Genomic DNA, 19,414 nt, shown 5'->3' on the forward strand with positions numbered 1-19,414 from the left:
GTTCATCCGCGGATCTCCTTGAGGATCAACGTGTCGGGCAGGTCCGGTGCCAGTACGGCGAGTTGGGCCGGTCGGATGCCGCGGAACACCGTCACCACGCGGCCGGCCGGCAGCGGGCGGGTGTCGGTGACGGCCGGGTTGAGGCGCAGCAGTTCCGCGAGCGGGACGCCGTTGCGGGCGGCGATGTCGGTGAGCGTCTCGCCGGCGGGGTCCCGCACCCGGTAGCGCTGCTCCTCGTAGCGGGCGAGCCGGGCCGGGACCGTCGGCTGCGGCCGCGCGAGCCGGGCGGCGAGGTTCTCCAGGCCGTCCGGGGTGAGGCTGCCGGGCACGCCGGTGAAGGCGTCGACGTCCACCCGGTCCACGCCGGGGACGGCCTGGGCGGCGGCGAGCACCTCGGACAGGTGGGCGGGCTGGCCGAGTTGGCGTCCGGCGTAGCCGAGCCGGTCGAGCAGGGCGCGGCGCACGGCCGGTTCGACGAGGTCCCAGGAGTGGTCCGGGGCGACCTTGACGCCCGCGGCGACGACCAGCAGGACGAGTTCGCGCACGGCGACCCGGACGGGCAGCCGCGGGTCGCCGTAGGCGGTGAGCGAGGACCGCAGGGTGCGGAGCAGGTCGGAGTCGGCGGCGAGCGGGATGTCGTCCACCCCGGCGACCGTGACGTGGACGAGTTCGCGCCGGCCGTCCGAGAGCCGGGTGGCGCTGGCGCGCCCGATGCCGGCCCGGGCGCGGGTGAAGTCCTCGTAGTCGGGCACCGAGACCAGCCGGTCCAGGGCGGTGACGGCGAGCGGGATGGTGCGCCTGGCCAGGCCCGGTCCGTCCGGTCCGGCGCCGCCGGTGGCGGGCAGCGGGTTGACGACGGCGGAGACGCCGAGCGGGCGGGTGGTGAGCTGGGTGATCCGGCCGGCGCCGACGTTGCCGCTCTCGCCGATGCCGATCCGGTAGCGGGCGCGGACGTTCTCCCGGCCGGTGGCCAGGCGCGAGCCGTGCACGCCGTCGCCGAAGGTGACGGTGGTGCGGCCGTCGGCGGCGGTCGCGGTGACGTAGACCCGTTCGTCCGGGCCGCGTCCGGTGAGGCTGTCGACCTCGTGCCAGAGCACCCCGTCGACCCGGACCTCCAGGGTGCTGCGCGCGCCCCCGGGGGTGTCGGCGGCCAGCCAGGTGAGCGGCGACTGCCAGAGGGTGAAGCGCTGGCCGGGGACGCCCGCGTCGCCGCTGCCGATCGCCTCGTCGCGGGTGGCGCCCTGGGTGGCGCGGACGACGTTGCCGAGGACCTGGACGGTGTCTCGCCGGTAGCGGAAGGCGAGCGGGGCGCTGAGCGTGACGGTGGTGCGGACGGTGTCCCCGGGCAGGAGCGGGTCGACGCCCTGCTCGACGCCGGCGATCATGGCCAGTTCGGTGCCGCGGACGCCGGTGGTGTGCGGGAGGTCGGTCCGCTCGCCGCTGACCGCGATCCACCGGCCAGGGGTCAACCCGTCGTAGAGCCGGGCGAGTTCGATCCGGTCGCCGCGGACGTCCTCGGTGACGGGCTCGTCGGCGAGCCGCAGCGCCTCGCCGCGGGCGTAGACGGTGGCGTCCCGCAGGTGCGAGAGCTGGGTGTCCTGGTCGTCCAACCAGGGCTGCTGGAGGGAGAGTTCGGTCACCTTGCCGGTGATGCCGAAGTCGGCGCGGGAGACCACGCGCACGTCGGTGACCCGGGTGATGACCTCGGCGAGGTCGCGGCTGCCCGGGATGCCGCCGTCGAGGCCCTTGCGGGGGCGCTGGATCACCACCCAACTGCCGGGCGCGATCTGGTCGTACACGGCGTCGAGGGTGAGCACCGTGCCGGAGACCGGCTGCAGCTTGGTGGTGAGGGCCACCTCGACGGCCGGCGCCGACTGGTCGGTGCCGGCGTAGCGGTGCACCCGGACGTTCAGCTCGCCGGACTCGCCGGTCCGCTCCTGGCCCGGGTCGAGCTGGTAGTCGAGCGCGGGGCCGGGCCCGCCCTCGACCTTCACGTGGACGCGGCCGTCGGCCTGGGGGCGGGACACGAAGACCGTGCGCTCCGGCAGTTCGGCCAGCAGCTGGGCGCTGACGCCGGGCTCCGGGGCGGGCGCGGGTACGGCGGTCCCCAGCGCCGGCGGCGGCGGTACGGGCGGTGCCGTCGGCTCGGTGGTGACGATCTTGACCTGGCCGGGCCCGAACGGGAAGGTGTGGTCCCACGGCAGCGAGAACCCGCTGTGCACCAGGCTGCCCGCCTCGACGTACGTGAAGTCGGCGGTCTTCGGGACGGCGCCGGCGTCGTCGAAGGCGATCCGGACGCTGACCAGCGTGCTGCCGGAGAGCGGCCAGTCCACGTAGCGGTCGATCCGGCCGTCGGTGCCGTAGACGGGCTTGAGCGGCGCGGTGGCGCCGAACGGGGTGGCGACCACCCGCATCGCCTGGATCTCGTGCACGGCCAGCGGCGCCGTCAGGTCGACCTGCCGCCAGGCGGGGTAGAGGCCGTCGCGCAGCCGGGGGTCGAGCGCGGACAGCAGCTGCGCGCCGAGGTCCGAGCCGGGCGCGAACAGGCGCTGCGGGTCGCGGGCGAGGTCCCGCGCGCTGAGCGGGGGCCGGGTGGGGGCGGTGCGCAGTGCGGCCAGCAGCGAGCCGAGTCCGCGGACGGCCGGGTCGGCGGTGCCGGGGGGCCCGGGCTTGTCGGGGGCCTGCGGCGGCTCCAGCTGGTGGGCGCGGTCCCGCAGGCCGGTCAGTTCCTCGCCGAGGTGCCCGAACCAGTCGGCCACCGGCTGCTGGGCGTGGGCCAGTTCGGCGGCCTCGGCGGCCCGGTCGACCACCGGGGCGAGCCGGTCGGCGAACTCGGCCGGGGTGCCCAGCGGGCCGGCCGGCCGGTCGAGGTCGGCGCGCAGCGGGGCGAGCACCTGCTCGTCGAAGTCCCGGATGATCCGGCTGTGCCCGGGCCTCGGGTTCGGGGCGGACTCGGAGACGGTGATCCAGTCGGCGAGTTCGGCGCGCAGGTCCTTGAGGGTGCGCAGGTCCCGGGGCAGCCCGATCACCGTGACGTCGTTGTCGCGGTCGAGCCGCACCTCGGGCACCAGCCGCAGCATCCGGTGGACCGGGTCGGCGGCCTTGTCGGCGCTGAAGACGAACAGCAGCCGGTCCCCGGGCCGCAGGTTGTTCGCGGTGCCGGCGGCGAAGAGCTCGGCGCGTCCGCCGGGGTTCAGCTGGCCGGGCGTCAGCTGGTACGGGCGGCGGCGCAGCACGGCCAGTTCGTTCCAGGCCGAGCGGGCGGGGAGGTCCTCGGCGGTCTCGAAGGACTGCGGGTCCTCGCCGGGGCCGGGGACGCTCTGGCTGCGGGCGCCGCGCGGGATCACCACGGTCGGGTCCTCGGCCGCCCTCGGGTCGTGGTCGAGGGAGTAGGCGAGGTAGGTGTCGGCGGCCACGCCGGGCCGGGGCCGGTGCCCGACCAGCCGGCCGAGCAGGGCGAGCGAGTCCTCCTCGGTGGCGGTGCGCAGGTAGCCCTCGTTGGCGATCCGCTCCGAGTAGAAGGTGAGCAGGTCGGCGAGCACGGCCCAGGCGTCCAGCAGCGCGATCGCCGGGTCGTCCGGGGTGCGGACGGTCAGGTCGCGCAGCGCCGGGTAGGCGGGGCCGGACAACCGGGCGAGCAGGCTGTCGAGGAACTCCCCGTAGCGGCCGACCCGGTAGCCGATGGCGTCCAGTCCGGGCGGGTTGAACACCGGGACCGGGGTCGCGGTGGCGGTGCCCGCGCAGCCGCAGGTGCACTGGCCGCTCATCGGCCACCTCCGAGGACGATCGAGAGCCGGCCGTTCTCCGGCCGGTCGGGGTCGTTGTCGCACGCGGCGATCTCCAGCGCGCCGAGCCGCAGCAGCCCGTCGTCCAGCTCGCCGTCGTCCCGTCCGAACTGCCGCCGCAGCCTGGTCACTTCAGCACTGACGACGCCCGGCACGGCGGCCGCCGCGGCCACCAGCCTGGAGACCCGCACCGGTTCGCCGAAGCCCAGCGCGTCCGGGTGGAAGAAGCCGAGCCGGCCGTCCGGCAGGGCGCGGTTACCGAGCACCCGGCGCAACTCGGCCAGGACGTGGCCGCGTTGGTAGCCGGCGGCGGCGCAGACCCGCAGTTCGAGGTCGATCGGCACCAGCAGGGCGGGCCGGACGACCAGGTCGTGGCCGATCCGGCGGTACGCCTCCAGACCGTGCCCGACCGCCTCCAGCAGGGCCGGGCCGGCCACCGCCTGCCCGAACGGCTCGACGGCGACGTGCACCTCCTGCACGCTGCCCGTCCAGCGGAGCGCGGCCGCGGCCCGCCGGACGCCCGGCAGGGCGGCCGCCAGTTCCGCGTAGTCGGCGGCCGTGACGGCGCGCAGCCGGGTGCGGCCCAGGGCCAGCGGGGCGAGCCGGCGGACCTGGTCGAGCGGTTCGGGCTCGACCCCGCCGGTCGCGGGCAGCGGGTTGCGGACCAGCCGCACCGCGTCCTGCGGCCGGGCGGCGGCGCCGCGCCGGTTCGACTGGGGCGGCCGGTCCCGGCAGACCACCAGGTGGTTGACGGCCTCCGCGCCCACGTTCCCGGCCGTGCCGTTGCCGATCCGGTACGCGACCTCCAGCGTGCCGCCGGGTACGGGCGGCAGGCCGTGGCGGCCGTCGCCGAAGCGCAGCGCGAGGCGCCCGTCGTCCTCCAGCTCGCCCACGAAGTGCCGGTCCCGGCGGCCGTCGGCGAGCAGGTCCCGGCGGGGCGTCCACTCCTGGCCCGCCGAGGTGGCCCGGACCTCGGGCAGGGCGGCGCGCGGGTCCTGGACGGCGATCCCGGCCGCGGGGCCGGCCAGCGCGGGGGAGTCGGGGTCGAGCCCGGCGGCGTACCGGGCGCCCCAGCTCTGGGCCACCTCCCAGACGGTGGGCCGCCCGAGCACCCCGCCGGAGCGGGCGCGCGCGGTGAGCACCTCCAGGCGGCGCAGCTTGGCGGCGAGCAGGCGGGTGCGGCGGGCCAGCAGCTCGCGCAGCCCGGCGGCGGGCCGCTCCGCGAGCCGCAGCTCCTGCACCACCCGGGCGCCGAACAGCACGGTCAGTTCGGCGAGTTCGGCCCGGGAGAGGTGGTGGCCGTCGCACGCCCGGTGCCACAGCCCCTCCAGTCGCAGCCGGACCCGCTCCGGAACGCCGGCGAGCAGGGCGGCCTGCCCGGCGCAGACGTGCGCCCGGTCCGGGTAGGCGGCCGCCTGGGTGACCGGCGCGTAGCGCAGCAGCGGGCGGAAGGGCTGCGGCAGCACCGGGTAGCGGCTCTGGTCGAGCAGGGTCTCCAGCGCCGCCGCCTGGGCGTCGGCCGTGGGCGGCTCCACCACCGCGCCCTCGCCGTCCTCGCCCTCCGCGGTCGCGCCGGGCGCGAGCAGCACACTCAGCCCGGCCCGCCGCACCGCCGCCTCGCCGAGCAGCGCGTCCAGGGCGCGGACCTGCTCCGGGCCGAGCTGGCGGCCGTCGCGGGCCTGGTCGAGCAGTTCCCGGATCGCCTCCGCCGCCGGGCTGCCCTCGGCGCGGTCCTCGCAGCCGCACCCGCCCGGCCCGCAGGGCGCCGTACGGACCGGCTCCGGCGGCACCGGGAAGGCCTCCGGGGCGCCGCCGCAGAAGGTGAGCGAGCGGCCGTGGTCGACCAGGGCGACGTTGCCGCGGGCGACGCTCACGTCGGCGATCGGGCCGCAGTCGCTGCCGCCGTGGGAGGACAGGCAGACCGGGAAGGCGAGCGCGTCCTCCGGCGCCCAGGTGACCTCCAGCACGGGCTGGTCGTACAACTCGTCGACCAGCGGGGTGACGGAGGTGAGCCGGACGGCCTGGCGGTGCGAGGGGTCGGCGTCGGCGGGCGCGCCGGTGCGCGGGCCGAGGACCTCCTCGATGACCAGCAGGTCGCCGGGGCGCAGCGCCAGGTGGCGGGTGCGGGGCTCGGGCTTGTCGGTGTCGGGCCGGTCGCCGGGCGGGGCGGTGTCCTCGCGCGGGGCCGCCCCGGGCCGGTCGTCGCGCGGGCACGGGTCGGCGTCGGGCCGGTCGTCGCGGAGGGTGGCGGAGGTCGCGCCCCGGGGCAGGACGCAGTCCTGGTCGCCCCAGGTCCAGAACCGGATGGTGTTGTGCGCGGGGTGCAGCACCAGGTCCGCCCCGCCGAGCGGCTCGAACACCTCCACGGCGGCGGTGCGGGTGAGCACGTCCAGGTCCTCGTCCGGGATCACCGTGGACAGCTCCGGACGCTCCTGCGGGCCCAGCCGGCCGACGTCGACGGCGGCGAACCGGAAGGTGCCGGACCGCAGGGTGACGGAACGGTCCACCTCCAGCGCGACGAACGCCCGGGCGTTGCAGCCGTCGTGCACCGCGTAGTCGACCAGCCGGACGTGCCGGCGCACCGACACCCGGCGGCGGGCCGTGTCGAGGTACGCCTCGGTGGCCACCGCGTCCTGCTGGTAGGAGAGCTGGTCGGCGGTGTAGGCGAGCAGCTCGACCAGGGTGACGCCGAGGTCGGGCAGGTGCCGCTCGGTCCAGCCGGGGACGGTCAGGCTCATCCGGTCCAGCACGAGCCGGCGCAGGCTCTCGTAGTCGCGCGCGGTGTAGTCGATCACCGGGGCCGGCCGGACGGCGGGCGGGCAGCCCTCGTCGGTGCGGCAGTCGTACGGGGACGGGCAGTCGGCGCCGAAGGAGAACCCGGTGTGCGCGTACCGCGGGTCGAAGCCCGGGAACGGGCGGGTGCCCGGCCGGCCGTACGCGTCCGCCAGGACCACGCTCAGCCGGTAGCGGGAGGTGTCGCCCGCCCGGTCGAGGGTGACGAGCATCCGGTCGTCCAGCTCCGGGTCGTCCGCGCGCTCGATGTCGACCGCGAGGGCGCGCAGACCGGTGATCCGGCGGCCGCCGTCGACCCGGATGTTCTCCGGGCCCAGCTCGTCCGGCGCCCGGCCGAGGAAGGTCACCGTCAGCGTGCGCCCGTCGTCGCTCGGCTCGGCGCCGTCCAGCCCCAGCAGCCGCGCCGCGCGCACGTCGGCCCGGCGAAGCTCCGTGCCGCACTGTGAGGTCGGGAATTCCGTCTGGCCGGTCATGCCGCCACCCCGCCCTCGAACACGTCCTGCCGTCGGGTGCCCGTCCGGCGGACGACGTACGCCAGCTCGACCCGCACCACGTTGTCCTCGCTCTCCACGTCGAGCGCGACGACCTCGATCACATCGCCGAGCCACCGCTGCAGCGCCGCCTGGACGGACAGCTGCAGGGTGGCCGCCAGCTCCGGGCTGTTCGGCGCGAAGACCAGGTCGAGCAGCCCGCAGCCGAAGTCCGGGTGCATGACCCGCTCACCGGGGCTGGTGAACAGCAACTGCTCGATCAGGTCGCGCACATGGTCGTCGTACGCCGCCCCGGCGGTGCGCCCGCGGCTGTCGATCCGGAACGGGAAGGCGAGGTCCGTCCGGGCCGGCCCTGGCGTTGGCGCCATCAACTCGTTGCCGCTGACGGGCTGTTGGGTGGATCGCGTGGTGCTCATACCCCCTCCGCCCGCTGTTGGACGACGGTGACGACCGGCGGCCCCTGCGGGATCTGCTCGGCGCTCTGGCACAGCCCGGTGGCGGACTGCGGCAGCGCGGGCGAGCCGTTCACCCGGATCCGGGCGGACGGCAGCACCCAGCGGATCGTGACGCAGGGCTGCGGCTTCCCCGCCACGGTGAACGGGCAGCCGGTCACGGTGTACAGGTCGGCCGTGCTGGTGACGGCCTGCCCGGCGACCAGCACCCGGCCCTGGGCGGGCACCGCCGTCGCCTGGGCGCCGTGCGGGCAGATCACCGTCGCATTGACGTGCAGCAGTTTTCCGGACAAGACAATCTCCCCCCGTCAGGTCACGCTCAGGGCGTCCTGGTTGATGGTCACGGTGGCGCCGACCAGCGCGATCGAGGCGCCCTGGCCGTTGCTGATCCGGATGCCCGAGTCGTTGATCACGATCGAGGCCCCGCTCGGGATGCGCAGCGTGATCCCCGTGGTCGGGTCGTCGGACAGCACGATCACCCGCCGCCCCGAGGTCTCCAGCACCATGTTCGGGACGCCCGGCGGCCCGGTCGTCGCCTCCACCGGGACCTCCGAGGCGGAGCCGTACCAGCAGCCCGTCCAGATCGGGTAGCTCTGGTCGCCCTGCTCGAACTCCAGCCACACGCCCGCCCCGACCGGCGGCACGGCGTAGTGCCCCATGCCCGGGCCGGCCACCGGGAAGCACGGCATCGCCCAGGTCGACACGGCGTCGCCCAGGACGTCGGGCACCTGCGCCTGGATGCGGCCGATCCCGAGCGGGTCGGTGTTGGTCACCACCGTTCCCCGGTACTTGCCGAGGTAGCGGGTCGGTTCGGCCATGCTGGCAACTCCTGCTGGTCGGGGCGGCCTTGCGGGACTTCGACGCTCTGCGGTGCTGCGGTGCTGCGGTGCTGCGGTGGTGCGGTGCTTTGGTGGTGCGGTGCTGCGGGACTTCGGTGTTACGGGACGACGGTCGGCTGGAGGGCGATCAGGCCCTCGCGGGCCAGGGTGAAGTTCTGGGTGTACGAGCCGCGCTTGAGGTTGTGGGTGACGCTCTTGACGAAGTACAGGCCGTCGTAGGTGATCCCGGCCCCTCGGACGCCGACCAGTTCACGCGGCCGCAGCACGTGCCCGTACCGGACGACGTCGAGCTGGCCCGAGCCGGAAACGGCGTCCGCCGACTGCATCGCCTTGGCGATCGTCTCGGCGACGGCCTGCGAGGTGTCCTTCTTGGCGGTGTCGGCGATGACCTTCTTCTTCAGCGCCGGCGCCGGCCTGAGCGCGAGCGGCGGCCGCAGGATGCTGACCTCCGGCACCGGCAGGATCGTCGACACCTTGGTCGCCGGCAGCTGGATGCGCGCCTCCGGCTCCTCGCGGGCGGTGCCGTCGAAGGCGAAGGTGAGCTGGTCGACATTGGACAGCGCGTCCATGTTCACGTTCAGCGCGTGCTGCGGGACGCCCAGCCGGACCTCCGGCCCCCAGTAGGCGCGGCTCATCCCCGGGACCGGCCCGGGGTCCAGGTAGAACACGTAACCGTTCGCCTTCGCCAGCTCGTTGACGTAGCCGAGGTCGGTGCCCTTCTGGAAGTCGATCCGCCGGGTCGGCATCGGCGTCTGCGGCACCAGCTCCGGGACGACCAGCGGCACCATGCCGTACTGCCCGTACTTGCCGATGATCGCGGCGACCCGGGCCGCCGGGGACATCGCGGGAAAGGGCACACCGGCCTGCTCCTCCAGGTCCATCAGCACCGTCAGGTCCTCACCGGTGACGGTGAGCGTGGACTGGCCGGGCTGGTTGCTGATCCCGACCTCCTGGCGGATGATCACCCCGTCCATCAGCACGGCCGGCGTCCCCGTGACCACCGCCATCAGCACGACCCTGATCTTCGGGTCGAAGAAACCGCCCGGCAGCAGCGCGGTGTTGATCAGCCCGTTCTTCGACAGGTCGAAGGCCAACTGGAACCCGCTGCGCTGCCCCGACGCCACCGTCACCTGCGCCGACAGCAGCGCGTCGGTCACCGGCTGCGGCACCGGCACCGGAATCTGCGGCCCCATCAACAGGCTCAGGTGGATCGACCCGATCGCCCCGCCCCCCGTGACCGCCGAGGCGTCAACCACTCCCCACCCCCGGGCCCGCTCCCGGCACCGCGCCGGGCAGCGCGATCGTGATCCGCCGCCCCGGCGTCGCCGTCAACTCCCGTGGATCGAGCACCGGGTTGGCGTCGGCGATCCGCCACCACTGGTCGGCGCTGCCGAGGTAGCGGTAGGCCAGCAGATCGGGACGGTCGCCTGCGCTGACGGTGTGCTCGGCGAGCGGGGTCAGCCCCTCCGCACTCGGCAGCAACCGCCGCCGCAGGTACGGGACCTGGCGCCCGTCCGGCTCCGTGTGCAACGCGACCGGGACACCGTGGTACCGGCTGGTCAACGGATACGGCGAAGGCGCCGGCAGCGCGTTCAACGGGTCGACGGTCACTGGAACCCCCCTCCCACCCCGAGCGCGCCCAACCGGCCGTCGGCCGCGGCACCGCCCAGCCGCTCCTTCTGCGCCAGGTGCGCGAGGTACAGCTCGGCCCCGCGGTGCCCGGTCGGCAGATCACTGACGGTCAGGACGCGCAGCCCGATCGCGACGGCTGCCCTGATCGGGTTCAGATCGATGTCGAACGCCTCCTCCGTGATGGTCAGTTCGGTCAGCCGCACCGGCAGGATCCGCTTCCCACCCCAGGTGAAGAGGGTCAGCGGGGCCTCGATCGGCGTGACCTCCAAGGTCCCGAGCGAGGCCAGCGCCTGGTTCGCCCGCACCTGGTCACTGGTCGGCTGCACCAGCAGTTCGAGCGTCGCCAACTGCGGATGAATCCCGTTCGGCGCCGGCACGTCCAGCTGGTCGGTCGCGTCCAACTCCGCCGTGAACTTCCAGCTCTCCACGGCCGGCCCCTTCAACCGCAACGCCTCCGTCCGGTCCCCACTGCCGTCCGCTCCTGCCACCTGCGGCGCCAACGAGCGCTCCAGACTGTCCGGATTGAACTGGAGCACCACGACCCGCTGCGGAGTGCCGCGCAGCGGATCGACGACGACCAGCCCGGCCCTGATCGGCTTCGGCGCATCCGTGTACCCGGTCATGACTCGCCCGACTCATTCACGAACAGGCTCTCCTTGGGTGAATACATCGCCGCTCAACGCAGTTTCCTCAGAAAGTCGTCGACCTCCTGAGTGGCTTGCTCGATGTCGATCCGAAGGTCATCCTCGCCGAGGCAGCCGGCGAAAGCGTCCTTGGATTCCGGGCGCACCACGACAAGAACCGGCCGGCCGGCGGCCCTGAGGCGGCGCGCACGGAAGAGGCTCAGGTTGTCACCCCATTCGTAGTTCAGGCCGCGAAAGTCGACGACTAGGCCTTGAATTTTGAACGGGTCGTCAATGTCACAGAACTCGCCAATCTTCCATCCGATAAACAAGGCGTCATCGGCGCCTGCCGAGCCGGGTCGATAATCTCCGTCAAATCGAATGATTCCGCCACCGTACCCGCTGGGCCTTGCCACCCAGCCGTGGCATTCATACCTGAGGGTGCTGACTCGCTCCAGGTCGATTCTGACGAGATCCTTCATCCTGTCCATGCGTTCTCCTAGCGCGTCATTCTCGGGTATGTGATCATTTCATCGGGCGAGTGTGCGGCGAGGTCGTCGAAGAATTTTTTCGCTAGCACCATGGCATCGCCCTTCCGCCCTAGCTGCTTGGTTGTGCTCTTCCCAAAGTCCTCAAGGGTTGTGGCCAGGCCTGCGAGATGCACTGCCAGCTCCTCCTGCTCAAGCCTCTCGCCCTTGACGAATATGGCGCCAAGATTACCCAGTTCGCGGTCCAGTTTTTTGCTGACGACGAGGAAGTCGACGTCGCTTGGCTTCAGCTGGTCTCGATGGGTTCGGAAACCCCCACCTTTGCTTGACGTACCGGTGACCGAACTTCCGCGAATTCCTACAATGGCATCATCATATCCGGCCTTCAGGAGGGAGTTTCGCAGATTGCCGAGCCGCTCCATGAGTTCGCCGGTGTTGCGGAACCCTCGAACGCGGGAGCTTCCGAACGGCACGCCCTGCTCGTCGCCCCGGCGACGTTCGCGCTTGCGGTGGGACTCCCGCTCGTCGCGGTCCTTTTGCGCCTGAAGTTCTTCAAGCCGCCGTTCGAGGTCCTTGTTCAGACGGTCCCTTGTCGCGTTCCCCTGATGGAGAATCCACTCGTTCAGGAACTCCGGGCCGAGTTCGGTTTCCGCCCTCCTTCTGAGTGAAGGCGCAATAAGGTCTATCCGCCTGTCTGCGTCTCCTGAGGTCGCCTTTTTCCTCGGATTCAGAGTGGCATCAATGTCGAACTTCGACTGCGAGCCGTCTATCGCCAATTCGGTAAGGCGATACCAGAGGCGCATACCGAGGAGGGTGGCGTGGATGACGGCCCGCCCGATGCCCTTCTGGAGGAGGCCATTAAGTCGCGGGCGGATACGGGCGACGATCAGGTCGAGGCGCTGCTGCTTCGCCTCGGGCGAGTTCTCGTGGGCGCGGCGTTGGGCGCGTTGCTGCTGGCGCTTCTGGTGCCAGGTGCGGAGGCGGTCGCGTTGCTTGCGGTAGGCGTCGCGGATCCTGTGGGCGCCGTTGGTGAGGGCGCGGCCCAGCTTGCTGTTGAGGACCTTGCGGCCGAGGGTGCGGGCGGCCGTCCGTACCCGGTTGAGTGCCGCCTTGACGGTCTGGCGGGAGGAGTTGAGGGCGCGGCCGACGGGGGAGGTGGGGCGGCGCGGGGTGGTGGGCTTGGGGCGGGTGGCGGTCGGGCGGTGCTGGGCGGGGCGCTCCGCGTGCTGCACGGTGTGCCGCGCGGGTCCGGTCCGGGCGGTCCGGGCAGGGCGGGCGGGACGGCCGGGGCCGGGCCGGCGCCGCAGGGACTGGGTGGCCCGGCGCAGGCTCGCGCGGGCCTTGTTGACGGCCCGGCCCGCCGCCTTGCGGGCACCGCGACCCGCCCTGGCCAGGCCCTTGAGGATCCGCTGGGCGATCCCCTTGAGCTTGGTGCCGACCGCCTTGCCGGCTCCCTTGAGCTTGCTGAGCAGGAAGTTGGAGATGAAGTCGAGCAGCGCGACCACGCCCGCCGCGACGGCGTCGGCGAAGAGGCAGGCGGCCGATCCGGATTTGACGGCCTTGAGGAAGGCGACGAACTTCCCGATCGCCGCGATGATCTTGCTGATGGTGTTCCAGGCCGCCATCAGCCCCTGGATGATCGTCATGATCGCACCGGCCGCCGGCACGATCATCGAGACCAGCTTCTCGACGACGATCGACACGATCATCCCGGGCAGCGCCGCGACGATCGCCTGCCAGGCCATCCGGCCGATCTGGGCCATCGAGATGCAGCCCTTGACCAGGACGTTGACGATCGTGGACGTCAGCCCGACGACCGACTCGACCTTCTCGTTGAACCAGGTCCGCACCGCGCTCTTGATCGCGCCCCACAGGTAGTGCTGGATGCCGTCGACCGCGGCGGTGCCGAGCTTCTTCAGCCAGCCGCCCGGGTCGGGGGCGATGTCGCCGATCAGGGCCGCGAACTCGCCGAAGACGGCGATCGCCTTCTGGACGAAGTCGATCGCGTCCATGACGGCCTTGCGGACCGCCTCGATGGCGGCCTTGAGTCCTGCCTCCAGCGCGTCCAGCAGTGCGTTCAGCCCGGCGGCGAGCGCGTCGAGGAGCTTGTTGACGGCGTTCTTGAGCCGGTCCGCCCACTCGTTGACCTTGGCGATGGCCTTGTCGCGCCAGTCCTCGATCTTCTTGCGGAACTTGTCCCGCAGTTCGGGGAAGGCCGCCAGCAGGACGTCGCAGATCTTGATGAGCGCGTCCGCGAGCTTGTCGATCAGCTCGACGGCGAACTTCCGCGCCTGGTCGATCGCCCAGTTCGCGAACGTCCGGAAGCCGTCGATGATGTCGTTGATCAGGCCGCGGAAGAAGTCGAAGACCTTGGTGACGGCCTCGACCAGTGCGTCGAAGGCCGCCTTGACCTTGGACTTGACCCAGCCCCACCAGCCTTCGGACTCCTCCTTCTTGCGGTCCTTCTCCTTCTGGGCCTTCTCCTCGGCCTCCTTCCGCTTGTCCTGGATCTTCTGGTTGTCCTGCTGCTGACGGTCCTGGACGTCCTTGTCGGCCCCGGCGCGCTTCTTGTCGATCTGGCCGGTCTTGTCGGTGTGTTCGGCACCGGCGTCCTGGTCCGCGGTGGTGATCTTCCCGTCCTGCTCGGTGCGCCACTGCTCGCGTTCGGCCTTGACCTTCTCTGCGGCGTCGCCCCGTTCCCCGGCCTGGGCCTGGGCGTTGTCGGCGACCGCCTGGTCGACCTCGGCCTGGTTCTGCCGCCGGGCGTCGGCCTCGCCCTGCTTCTGCTTGGCCTGTTCGGAGCCCAGCCGGCCCTGCCCCTCGCCGACCGCGGCCTGGATCTGCGGGCCGCGTTCCTGCTGGGTGACGATGCCGATGCCCGGCTTGGTGTCGACGGCGCCGCCTGCCCTGGCACCCCCGCGCTTGCCGCCGCCGCCGGGGACGGAGGCGGTGAGGGTCTCCTTCGGGACGTCCGGGTAGATCCGGTCCTCGCCCATCGGCTTGGCGGTGTCCTCCCGGCCGACGCCGAGGATCCTGCCGGAGCTCTCCTTGAGCTTGGCCGCCTGCCGGTCGGTGCGTGCCGGGTCGCTCTCCCCGGTCAGTTCGACCTTGGGGGCGGCGCCGACGGTGGTGTTCAGCGCCGGGTCGGTCGAGGGGACGCCGTCGACGGCGACCTGGGCCTGCTGCACCTCCTGCGCCGAGACCTGGTTGCCCGCGTCGTCGGCGACATTGGGCGGGGCGACCCGGTCACCGGGGTTCCGGCCCTCGACCTTCTTCTGGTCGGCCGTCTGCTGCCCGCCGTCCGCGCCCTCCGGGCCGACCCGCTCCAGCCGCTCCGTCACGGCTTCGGCGGGCGGCGCGGCCTCGGGTGCGCCGGACTGGGTCTGCGGCGCCCCGGACGGGCGCTGGGTGGCCGGCGGGGCGGCCTGCAGCCGGGCGTGCTGCTCGCCGACCGTACGGTCCACCGAGCCGTCCACGCCGTCCAGGGTGGTGGCCATCTGATCGGGCGGCAGGCTCGCGGCGGTGGCGAGCGCGCTCTGCGGGTCCTGGCCGGAGACGTCGGGCGCGGCCGGTTTCTGCTGCTGCTCCTGCCCGCCCTGGGCGCCCCCGGCCGCGGCCGCGCCTCCGCCCCCGGCCGCACAGCCGCCGCCGGCGCCGCCGGTGCCGTCCTGCTCCGCCTCGGTGGTGGGCTGCTGGGGGCCCGCGCAGGCGCCGCCGCCCGCCTCCAGCGAGGCGTCGGGGGCGGCCTGGGCGGTGAGTCCGCCGGGCGCGTCGGCCTGCTCGGCGGCCGGGCCGGGGGCGGCGTCCAGGGCGGTGTCGGGGGTGGCACCGGGCGCTGCCCCGAGGGCTGCCCCAGGAGCGCTGTCGAGGACGGCGCCGTCCCCGCCGACCGGCCCGCTGCCGCTGACCGGCCCCGGCGCCACGGGGGCGGTACGGTCCGGGCCGCTCGGCTCGGGCGAGGCGGCCGCTTCGGGGGCCGCCTCGGGTGCGGGTTCGGCCTCGCGAGCCGCCTCGGCGGGCGCTTCGGGCTGCGGCGCCTCCGGCTGCGTGGGCTCGGCAGGGGCCGGCGCCGGGGCCGCGGCCGGGTTCGCGGTGGGTTCGGGGCCGATCTCCTGCTCGACCGGCTGCTCCGGCTGGAGGTCGCGGGCGCTCCGGTCCTCGGCCTCGGTGGCGGGGGTCGGCTCGGGGGCGGCCTGCGGTGCCGCCCCGGGCTCCGCCTGCTCGGGCGGAGCCGGGGCCGCCTCCTCGTCGTCCTCCGGGCGGCTGTCCCGCTCGGCCTGCACCTGCTCGGCCTTGGTCGCGGGCGGCTCGGGGAACGCGGGCGCCTCGGCCTGCGCGGGGGGCGTGCCGTCCGCCGACAGGGTGAGCTGATCGGCTGTAGGGACGGCCGACACGTCGAGGTCGGCGGAGGGCAGGAAGTCCCCGGGCTCGAGCTCGGGCCCGGGGACGGCCGACGACTGCCGGTCCTCGCCCGCGGCGGGCGCGTCGTGGACCTCGGAGTCGGCGCCGGGCTCCATGCCCAACGGCCTTTCCTCGTCCGGGGCTCCGCCCTGTCGGTGGTCGCCCTCCAGCAGGCCGTGCCGGGCCAGCGGGCTGTCCTCGGCCCGCGCGATCGCGTCCAGGCGCTCGGGCTTGACCGGCGCGGGCTGCGGCAGAAGCCCGGCGGCGGGCTCCTGCGGCTTCGTACCGGCCGAGGGCCGGGTGCCGACGCCCTGCTGCTCGGCCTCGGGCGAGCCGGGTACGGTGGCGGCGACCGGCTGGGCGGCGCCCTCCTCGGCCGGTACGGGCGCCTGTTCCGGGCCTGCCGCGGGCGCCTCCTCGACAGCCGACGGCTGCGCCTCCGTGGGGAGTTGAGCCTGACCGACCTCCGGCTGCGCGGCCGGTGGGCTCTGCGCGGCCTCGCCCTCCGCGGGTGGCGCCTGCTGCCCGTCCTGCTGCTCCGGGCGTTCCTCGCCGTCGTCCTTGCCGTCCTTGTCGTCTTGGCCTGCCTTGCCGCCCTGGCCCTTGCGGTGCTTCCGGTGCTTGCGGCGGGACTTCGGGTCGTCCGACTGCCGTGCCTCGTCGTCGAGTTGTTGTTGCCGGTCCCGCTCCTCGCGGCCCTCCTGGTCGGTCCGGTCGCGGTCGTCGGTGGTCCGGTCGGCGGCATCGGTCACCGGCTCGGGGGTCTGGGCGGCGTCCACGTCGGCCGGGCGGTGCTCGGCGGCCTCGACCAGTTCCAGCACCCGGGTGTAGTCGGAGGAGGGCAGCAGGACCGCCAGCCGGTCCAGGACGGAGGACTGCAACTCGGGCGCGAATCTGGCGAGTTGGAGGCGGACCCGGCCGGAGGAGTCGGTCGGGTCGCCGCGCAGCGAGCGCAGGATGCCGGACGCCAGCCGGTCGACCAGGGTGGCCGGGTCGAGCCGTTCGGTGCGGAAGCGGTCGGCGTCGACGGTCGCGTAGCGGAGCCAGCCCGGTGTGGCGCTGGGCGTCGCCGTCGTCGGCCGGTCCCCGCTCGCGCCCTGCTCCGCCTCGCGTTCGACGGCGTCCTGCGGCAGGCTCACCGCGCCCAGGTCGCGGCCGGCCCGCAGGGCGCCGAGCGGGTTCGGGGCCTGGATGGTGTGCAGCAGCTCGTGGGTGAGCAGCCGGCGGCCGTCCTCGGCGGCCGGCCGGTACTTGCCCTCGCCGAAGAAGAGGTCCGGGCCGACGGCGACGGCGTCCGCGCCGATCAGCTCCGTCAGCGCGGCGGAGTCCCGGTCGGTGTGCACCCGGACCCGGCTGAGGTCGTGGCCGAGCCGCGCCTCCAACTCCCGGCGCACGCCCGGGTCGAGCGGTTGGCCCGCGCCGGAGACGATCTCCTTCGGCTCGGGGGTGCGGGCCTTCGGGGCCCGGGTCTTGCGCCGGGCCTGGCCGCCCTGCTTGGCGTCCTGTGCGGAGTCCCGCGCGGGGGCCTTGAGTTGCGTCACGTCCGCCCCCGTTCCACGTGCCGCCCGGTACCCGGGAGCTGACCAGTACCCGACAGCCCGGCGTGCACGGCGCGGGCGAGCGCCTCGCCGAGCCGCTGCGGTGAGGCGCCCGCCGGCAGCGGCGGCAGGCCGGAGAGCAGGTCCAGCGCGCGGTCGCCGCCCGCCGCGAGCGGTACGCCGCGCGTCTCGACCAGGCGGGCCAGCTCGCCGCGGAACGCCGTCGTCAGCCGCTCGTGGTCGATCCGGTCGAAGCCGTCGAGGACCAGCTCGCCGATCTCGACCTCGATCCGCCCGGCAGCCGGGTGTTCGGGGGCGCCCGGCCCGCCTCCGTCCCGCGCGTTCACACCCATCCGCCGACCTCCGAGGGTGACAGCGAGCGCTCCAGCTTCAGGTACTCGGTGCGCGCGGCGGCCAGCATGTGCCGCATCTGCACCGGGCAGCCCTCGTCGGCGGCCAGGAAGGCCGCGGACAGCGCGATGTTGCGGATCGAGCCGCCGGCCACGGTCAGTTGGGCGAGCCGCTCGGGGTCGAGGCCCTCGCTGGGGGTCCGCGGGGGGATGACCCGCCGCCAGATCTCGGCGCGTTCCGGCACCCCGGGGAACGGGAAGTCGACCACGAACCTGATCCGCCGCATGAACGCCGGGTCCAGCGCCTTCTTCATGTTGGTGGTGAGCACGGCCAGGCCCCGGTAGGCCTCCATGCGCATCAGCAGGTAGCTGACCTCCAGGTTGGCGTAGCGGTCGTGGCTGTCCTTGATCTCGCTGCGCTTGCCGAACAGCGCGTCGGCCTCGTCGAACAGCAGCAGCGCGCCGCCGCGTTCGGCGGCGTCGAAGACCCGCCGGAGGTTCTTCTCGGTCTCGCCGATGTACTTGCTGACGACCTGGGAGAGGTCGATGACGAACAGGTCCACCCCGAGCCGCCCGGCGACGACCTCGGCCGCCAGCGTCTTTCCGGTGCCCGAGCCGCCGGCGAACAGCGCGGTCACCCCCAGGCCGCGCCGCAGCACCGACTCGAAGCCCCACTCCTGGTAGACCGTGCCCCGCCGGCGGACGTGTGCGACGATCTCGCGCAGCGTCGCGCGCTGGCGCTCCTCCAGGACCAGGTCCTCCCAGTCGGCCCGTGGCTCGACCCGCCGGCCCAGCTCGTCCAGGGACATCCGGGCCTCCACCAGCCCGGCGTGCCAGGCCAGTTCGCCGACGTCCTGGTCCTTCTCGGCCGCCCGCCGGGCCGTTGCGGCGGCCGACCGGATCACGTGGCCGGGCAGGGAGAACTGCGCGGCCAGTGCCCGGAGTTCGTCCTCGGCGATGCCCGGCGCGCCGTCCAGCGCCTCGGTCCAGATGCCCAGCTGCTCCTCGGGGCCGAGCGTGGGCACGGTCAGCCGGGCGCGGTCGGAGGCCCCGGCCGGCCGCGGCTCGTCGCCGGACACCACCAGCGGCACCGCCAGGCTGGCGAGGAAGGCCTCCGCGCCGTTCGGGGACCGCGGCTGCTCCCGGGCCGGCTCCCCGTCCTCGACCAGCAGCGCGGCCGGGATCAGGATCGCCTCCCGCTGCCACAGCCGGGCGAGCTGCTCGCGCTCGGCGGGCTCGGTGGGCAGGTCCTCGCGGTGCGCGACGTAGAGGCCGAGCCCGGAGCGGCGGGCGGCCGCCGAGGCGATCTCCCAGCGGGTGCGGCGGTCGGCGCCGCTCAGCTCGGCGTGCGGCGGGCCGGTGAGCCCGGCCGCGGACCACCCCTGGGCCAGCTCGGCCGCGCACCGCTCGTGGGGTTCGGGCAGTTCGCCGGGCGGCCCGACCCGGGTGAGCAGGCCGTGCAGCCGTACGTCCAGGTAGGGCACGCCGACCAGGAAGTGCAGCACCCGCTCGTCGATCCGCAGCCGGGAGGCGGTGATCGCCGTCTCGTCGTCCAGTTCGACCAGCCGGAAGCGGCGCAGCGGGCCCACCGGGGTGAGCGCGCTCCAGTGCGGCCGGTCCAGGGCGGCGAGGGCGAGCGAGAAGGTCGGGTACCCGCGCCCGGGGTCGCCGCCGGCCGCGGCGCACCGGGCGGCGGCGGTGGGGTCGATCTCGGGCGCGGCGGCCAGCACGAGGACGTCCCGCTCGAAGGGGGTGAGCCCGAAGGAGGCGGCGAGCGCGTCCAGGGCGGTGGCGGGCTGCCGCCGCCCGGTGCGGCGGGTGCCGGGGGCGGGCGGCTCGGCGGTACGGGTCGTCTCCGGGGTCGACGGCGGGGCCGGCTCGGCGGTACGGCCGGCCGCGTGCGCGTCGACCCGTGCGAGCACGGCGGCGACCGCGGCCGACAGTGACTGCCGGTGCGACTCGTCCGCCAGGCCTTCGCGGTCCTGTCTGCGGCGCGTTGCCATCTCTCCCCCCGTCCCGTCC

General features: G+C 74.1%; 12 protein-coding genes. All 12 read right to left on the reverse strand.

Annotation, left to right across the window (positions count from 1 at the left end):
* Positions 1 to 2: 2 nt before the first annotated feature.
* The gene (locus ACFVXH_RS15620) at positions 3 to 3,767 is read right to left on the reverse strand and encodes a putative baseplate assembly protein (RefSeq protein ID WP_387823761.1); all 3,765 of its coding nucleotides are present in this window, start codon (positions 3,765 to 3,767) and stop codon (positions 3 to 5) included.
* Positions 3,764 to 7,051 (reverse strand): putative baseplate assembly protein, encoded by a 3,288-nt coding sequence (locus ACFVXH_RS15625; RefSeq protein ID WP_387823764.1) that lies wholly within the window; start codon positions 7,049 to 7,051, stop codon positions 3,764 to 3,766. The genes ACFVXH_RS15620 and ACFVXH_RS15625 overlap by 4 nt, the downstream gene beginning before the upstream one ends.
* Complete coding sequence (locus ACFVXH_RS15630; RefSeq protein ID WP_049657840.1) at positions 7,048 to 7,437, reverse strand: GPW/gp25 family protein; 390 nt, start codon at positions 7,435 to 7,437, stop codon at positions 7,048 to 7,050. Before ACFVXH_RS15630 ends, ACFVXH_RS15625 begins: the two co-directional genes overlap by 4 nt.
* Positions 7,438 to 7,481: 44 nt before the next feature.
* Entirely contained in the window at positions 7,482 to 7,814 is a 333-nt protein-coding gene (locus ACFVXH_RS15635; RefSeq protein ID WP_074006030.1) for a hypothetical protein, read from the reverse strand.
* A 15-nt stretch (positions 7,815 to 7,829) separates the two neighbouring features.
* Positions 7,830 to 8,339 carry a phage baseplate assembly protein V gene (locus ACFVXH_RS15640; protein WP_049657827.1) on the reverse strand — a complete coding sequence of 170 codons (510 nt, stop codon included), beginning with the start codon at positions 8,337 to 8,339 and terminating at the stop codon, positions 7,830 to 7,832.
* A 119-nt stretch (positions 8,340 to 8,458) separates the two neighbouring features.
* Positions 8,459 to 9,553 (reverse strand): hypothetical protein, encoded by a 1,095-nt coding sequence (locus ACFVXH_RS15645; RefSeq protein ID WP_049657830.1) that lies wholly within the window; start codon positions 9,551 to 9,553, stop codon positions 8,459 to 8,461.
* Positions 9,554 to 9,608: 55 nt separating this feature from the next.
* Entirely contained in the window at positions 9,609 to 9,890 is a 282-nt protein-coding gene (locus ACFVXH_RS15650; RefSeq protein WP_380776615.1) for a LysM domain-containing protein, read from the reverse strand.
* Between the two features lie 77 nt (positions 9,891 to 9,967).
* Entirely contained in the window at positions 9,968 to 10,615 is a 648-nt protein-coding gene (locus ACFVXH_RS15655; protein ID WP_380776613.1) for a hypothetical protein, read from the reverse strand.
* A 53-nt stretch (positions 10,616 to 10,668) separates the two neighbouring features.
* Positions 10,669 to 11,106, reverse strand: coding sequence for a hypothetical protein (locus ACFVXH_RS15660; RefSeq protein WP_387823769.1), 438 nt, complete (start codon positions 11,104 to 11,106; stop codon positions 10,669 to 10,671).
* An 8-nt stretch (positions 11,107 to 11,114) separates the two neighbouring features.
* Positions 11,115 to 17,045, reverse strand: a complete 5,931-nt coding sequence (locus ACFVXH_RS15665) for a DUF4157 domain-containing protein (RefSeq protein ID WP_387823772.1) — start codon at positions 17,043 to 17,045, stop codon at positions 11,115 to 11,117.
* Positions 17,042 to 17,395, reverse strand: coding sequence for a hypothetical protein (locus tag ACFVXH_RS15670; protein ID WP_387823775.1), 354 nt, complete (start codon positions 17,393 to 17,395; stop codon positions 17,042 to 17,044). The genes ACFVXH_RS15665 and ACFVXH_RS15670 overlap by 4 nt, the downstream gene beginning before the upstream one ends.
* The gene (locus tag ACFVXH_RS15675; protein ID WP_387823777.1) at positions 17,386 to 19,395 is read right to left on the reverse strand and encodes an ATP-binding protein; all 2,010 of its coding nucleotides are present in this window, start codon (positions 19,393 to 19,395) and stop codon (positions 17,386 to 17,388) included. Before ACFVXH_RS15675 ends, ACFVXH_RS15670 begins: the two co-directional genes overlap by 10 nt.
* Positions 19,396 to 19,414 lie beyond the last annotated feature (19 nt).

The sequence above is a fragment of the Kitasatospora sp. NPDC058184 genome (genome assembly GCF_042883725.1).
GTDB lineage: Bacteria > Actinomycetota > Actinomycetes > Streptomycetales > Streptomycetaceae > Kitasatospora.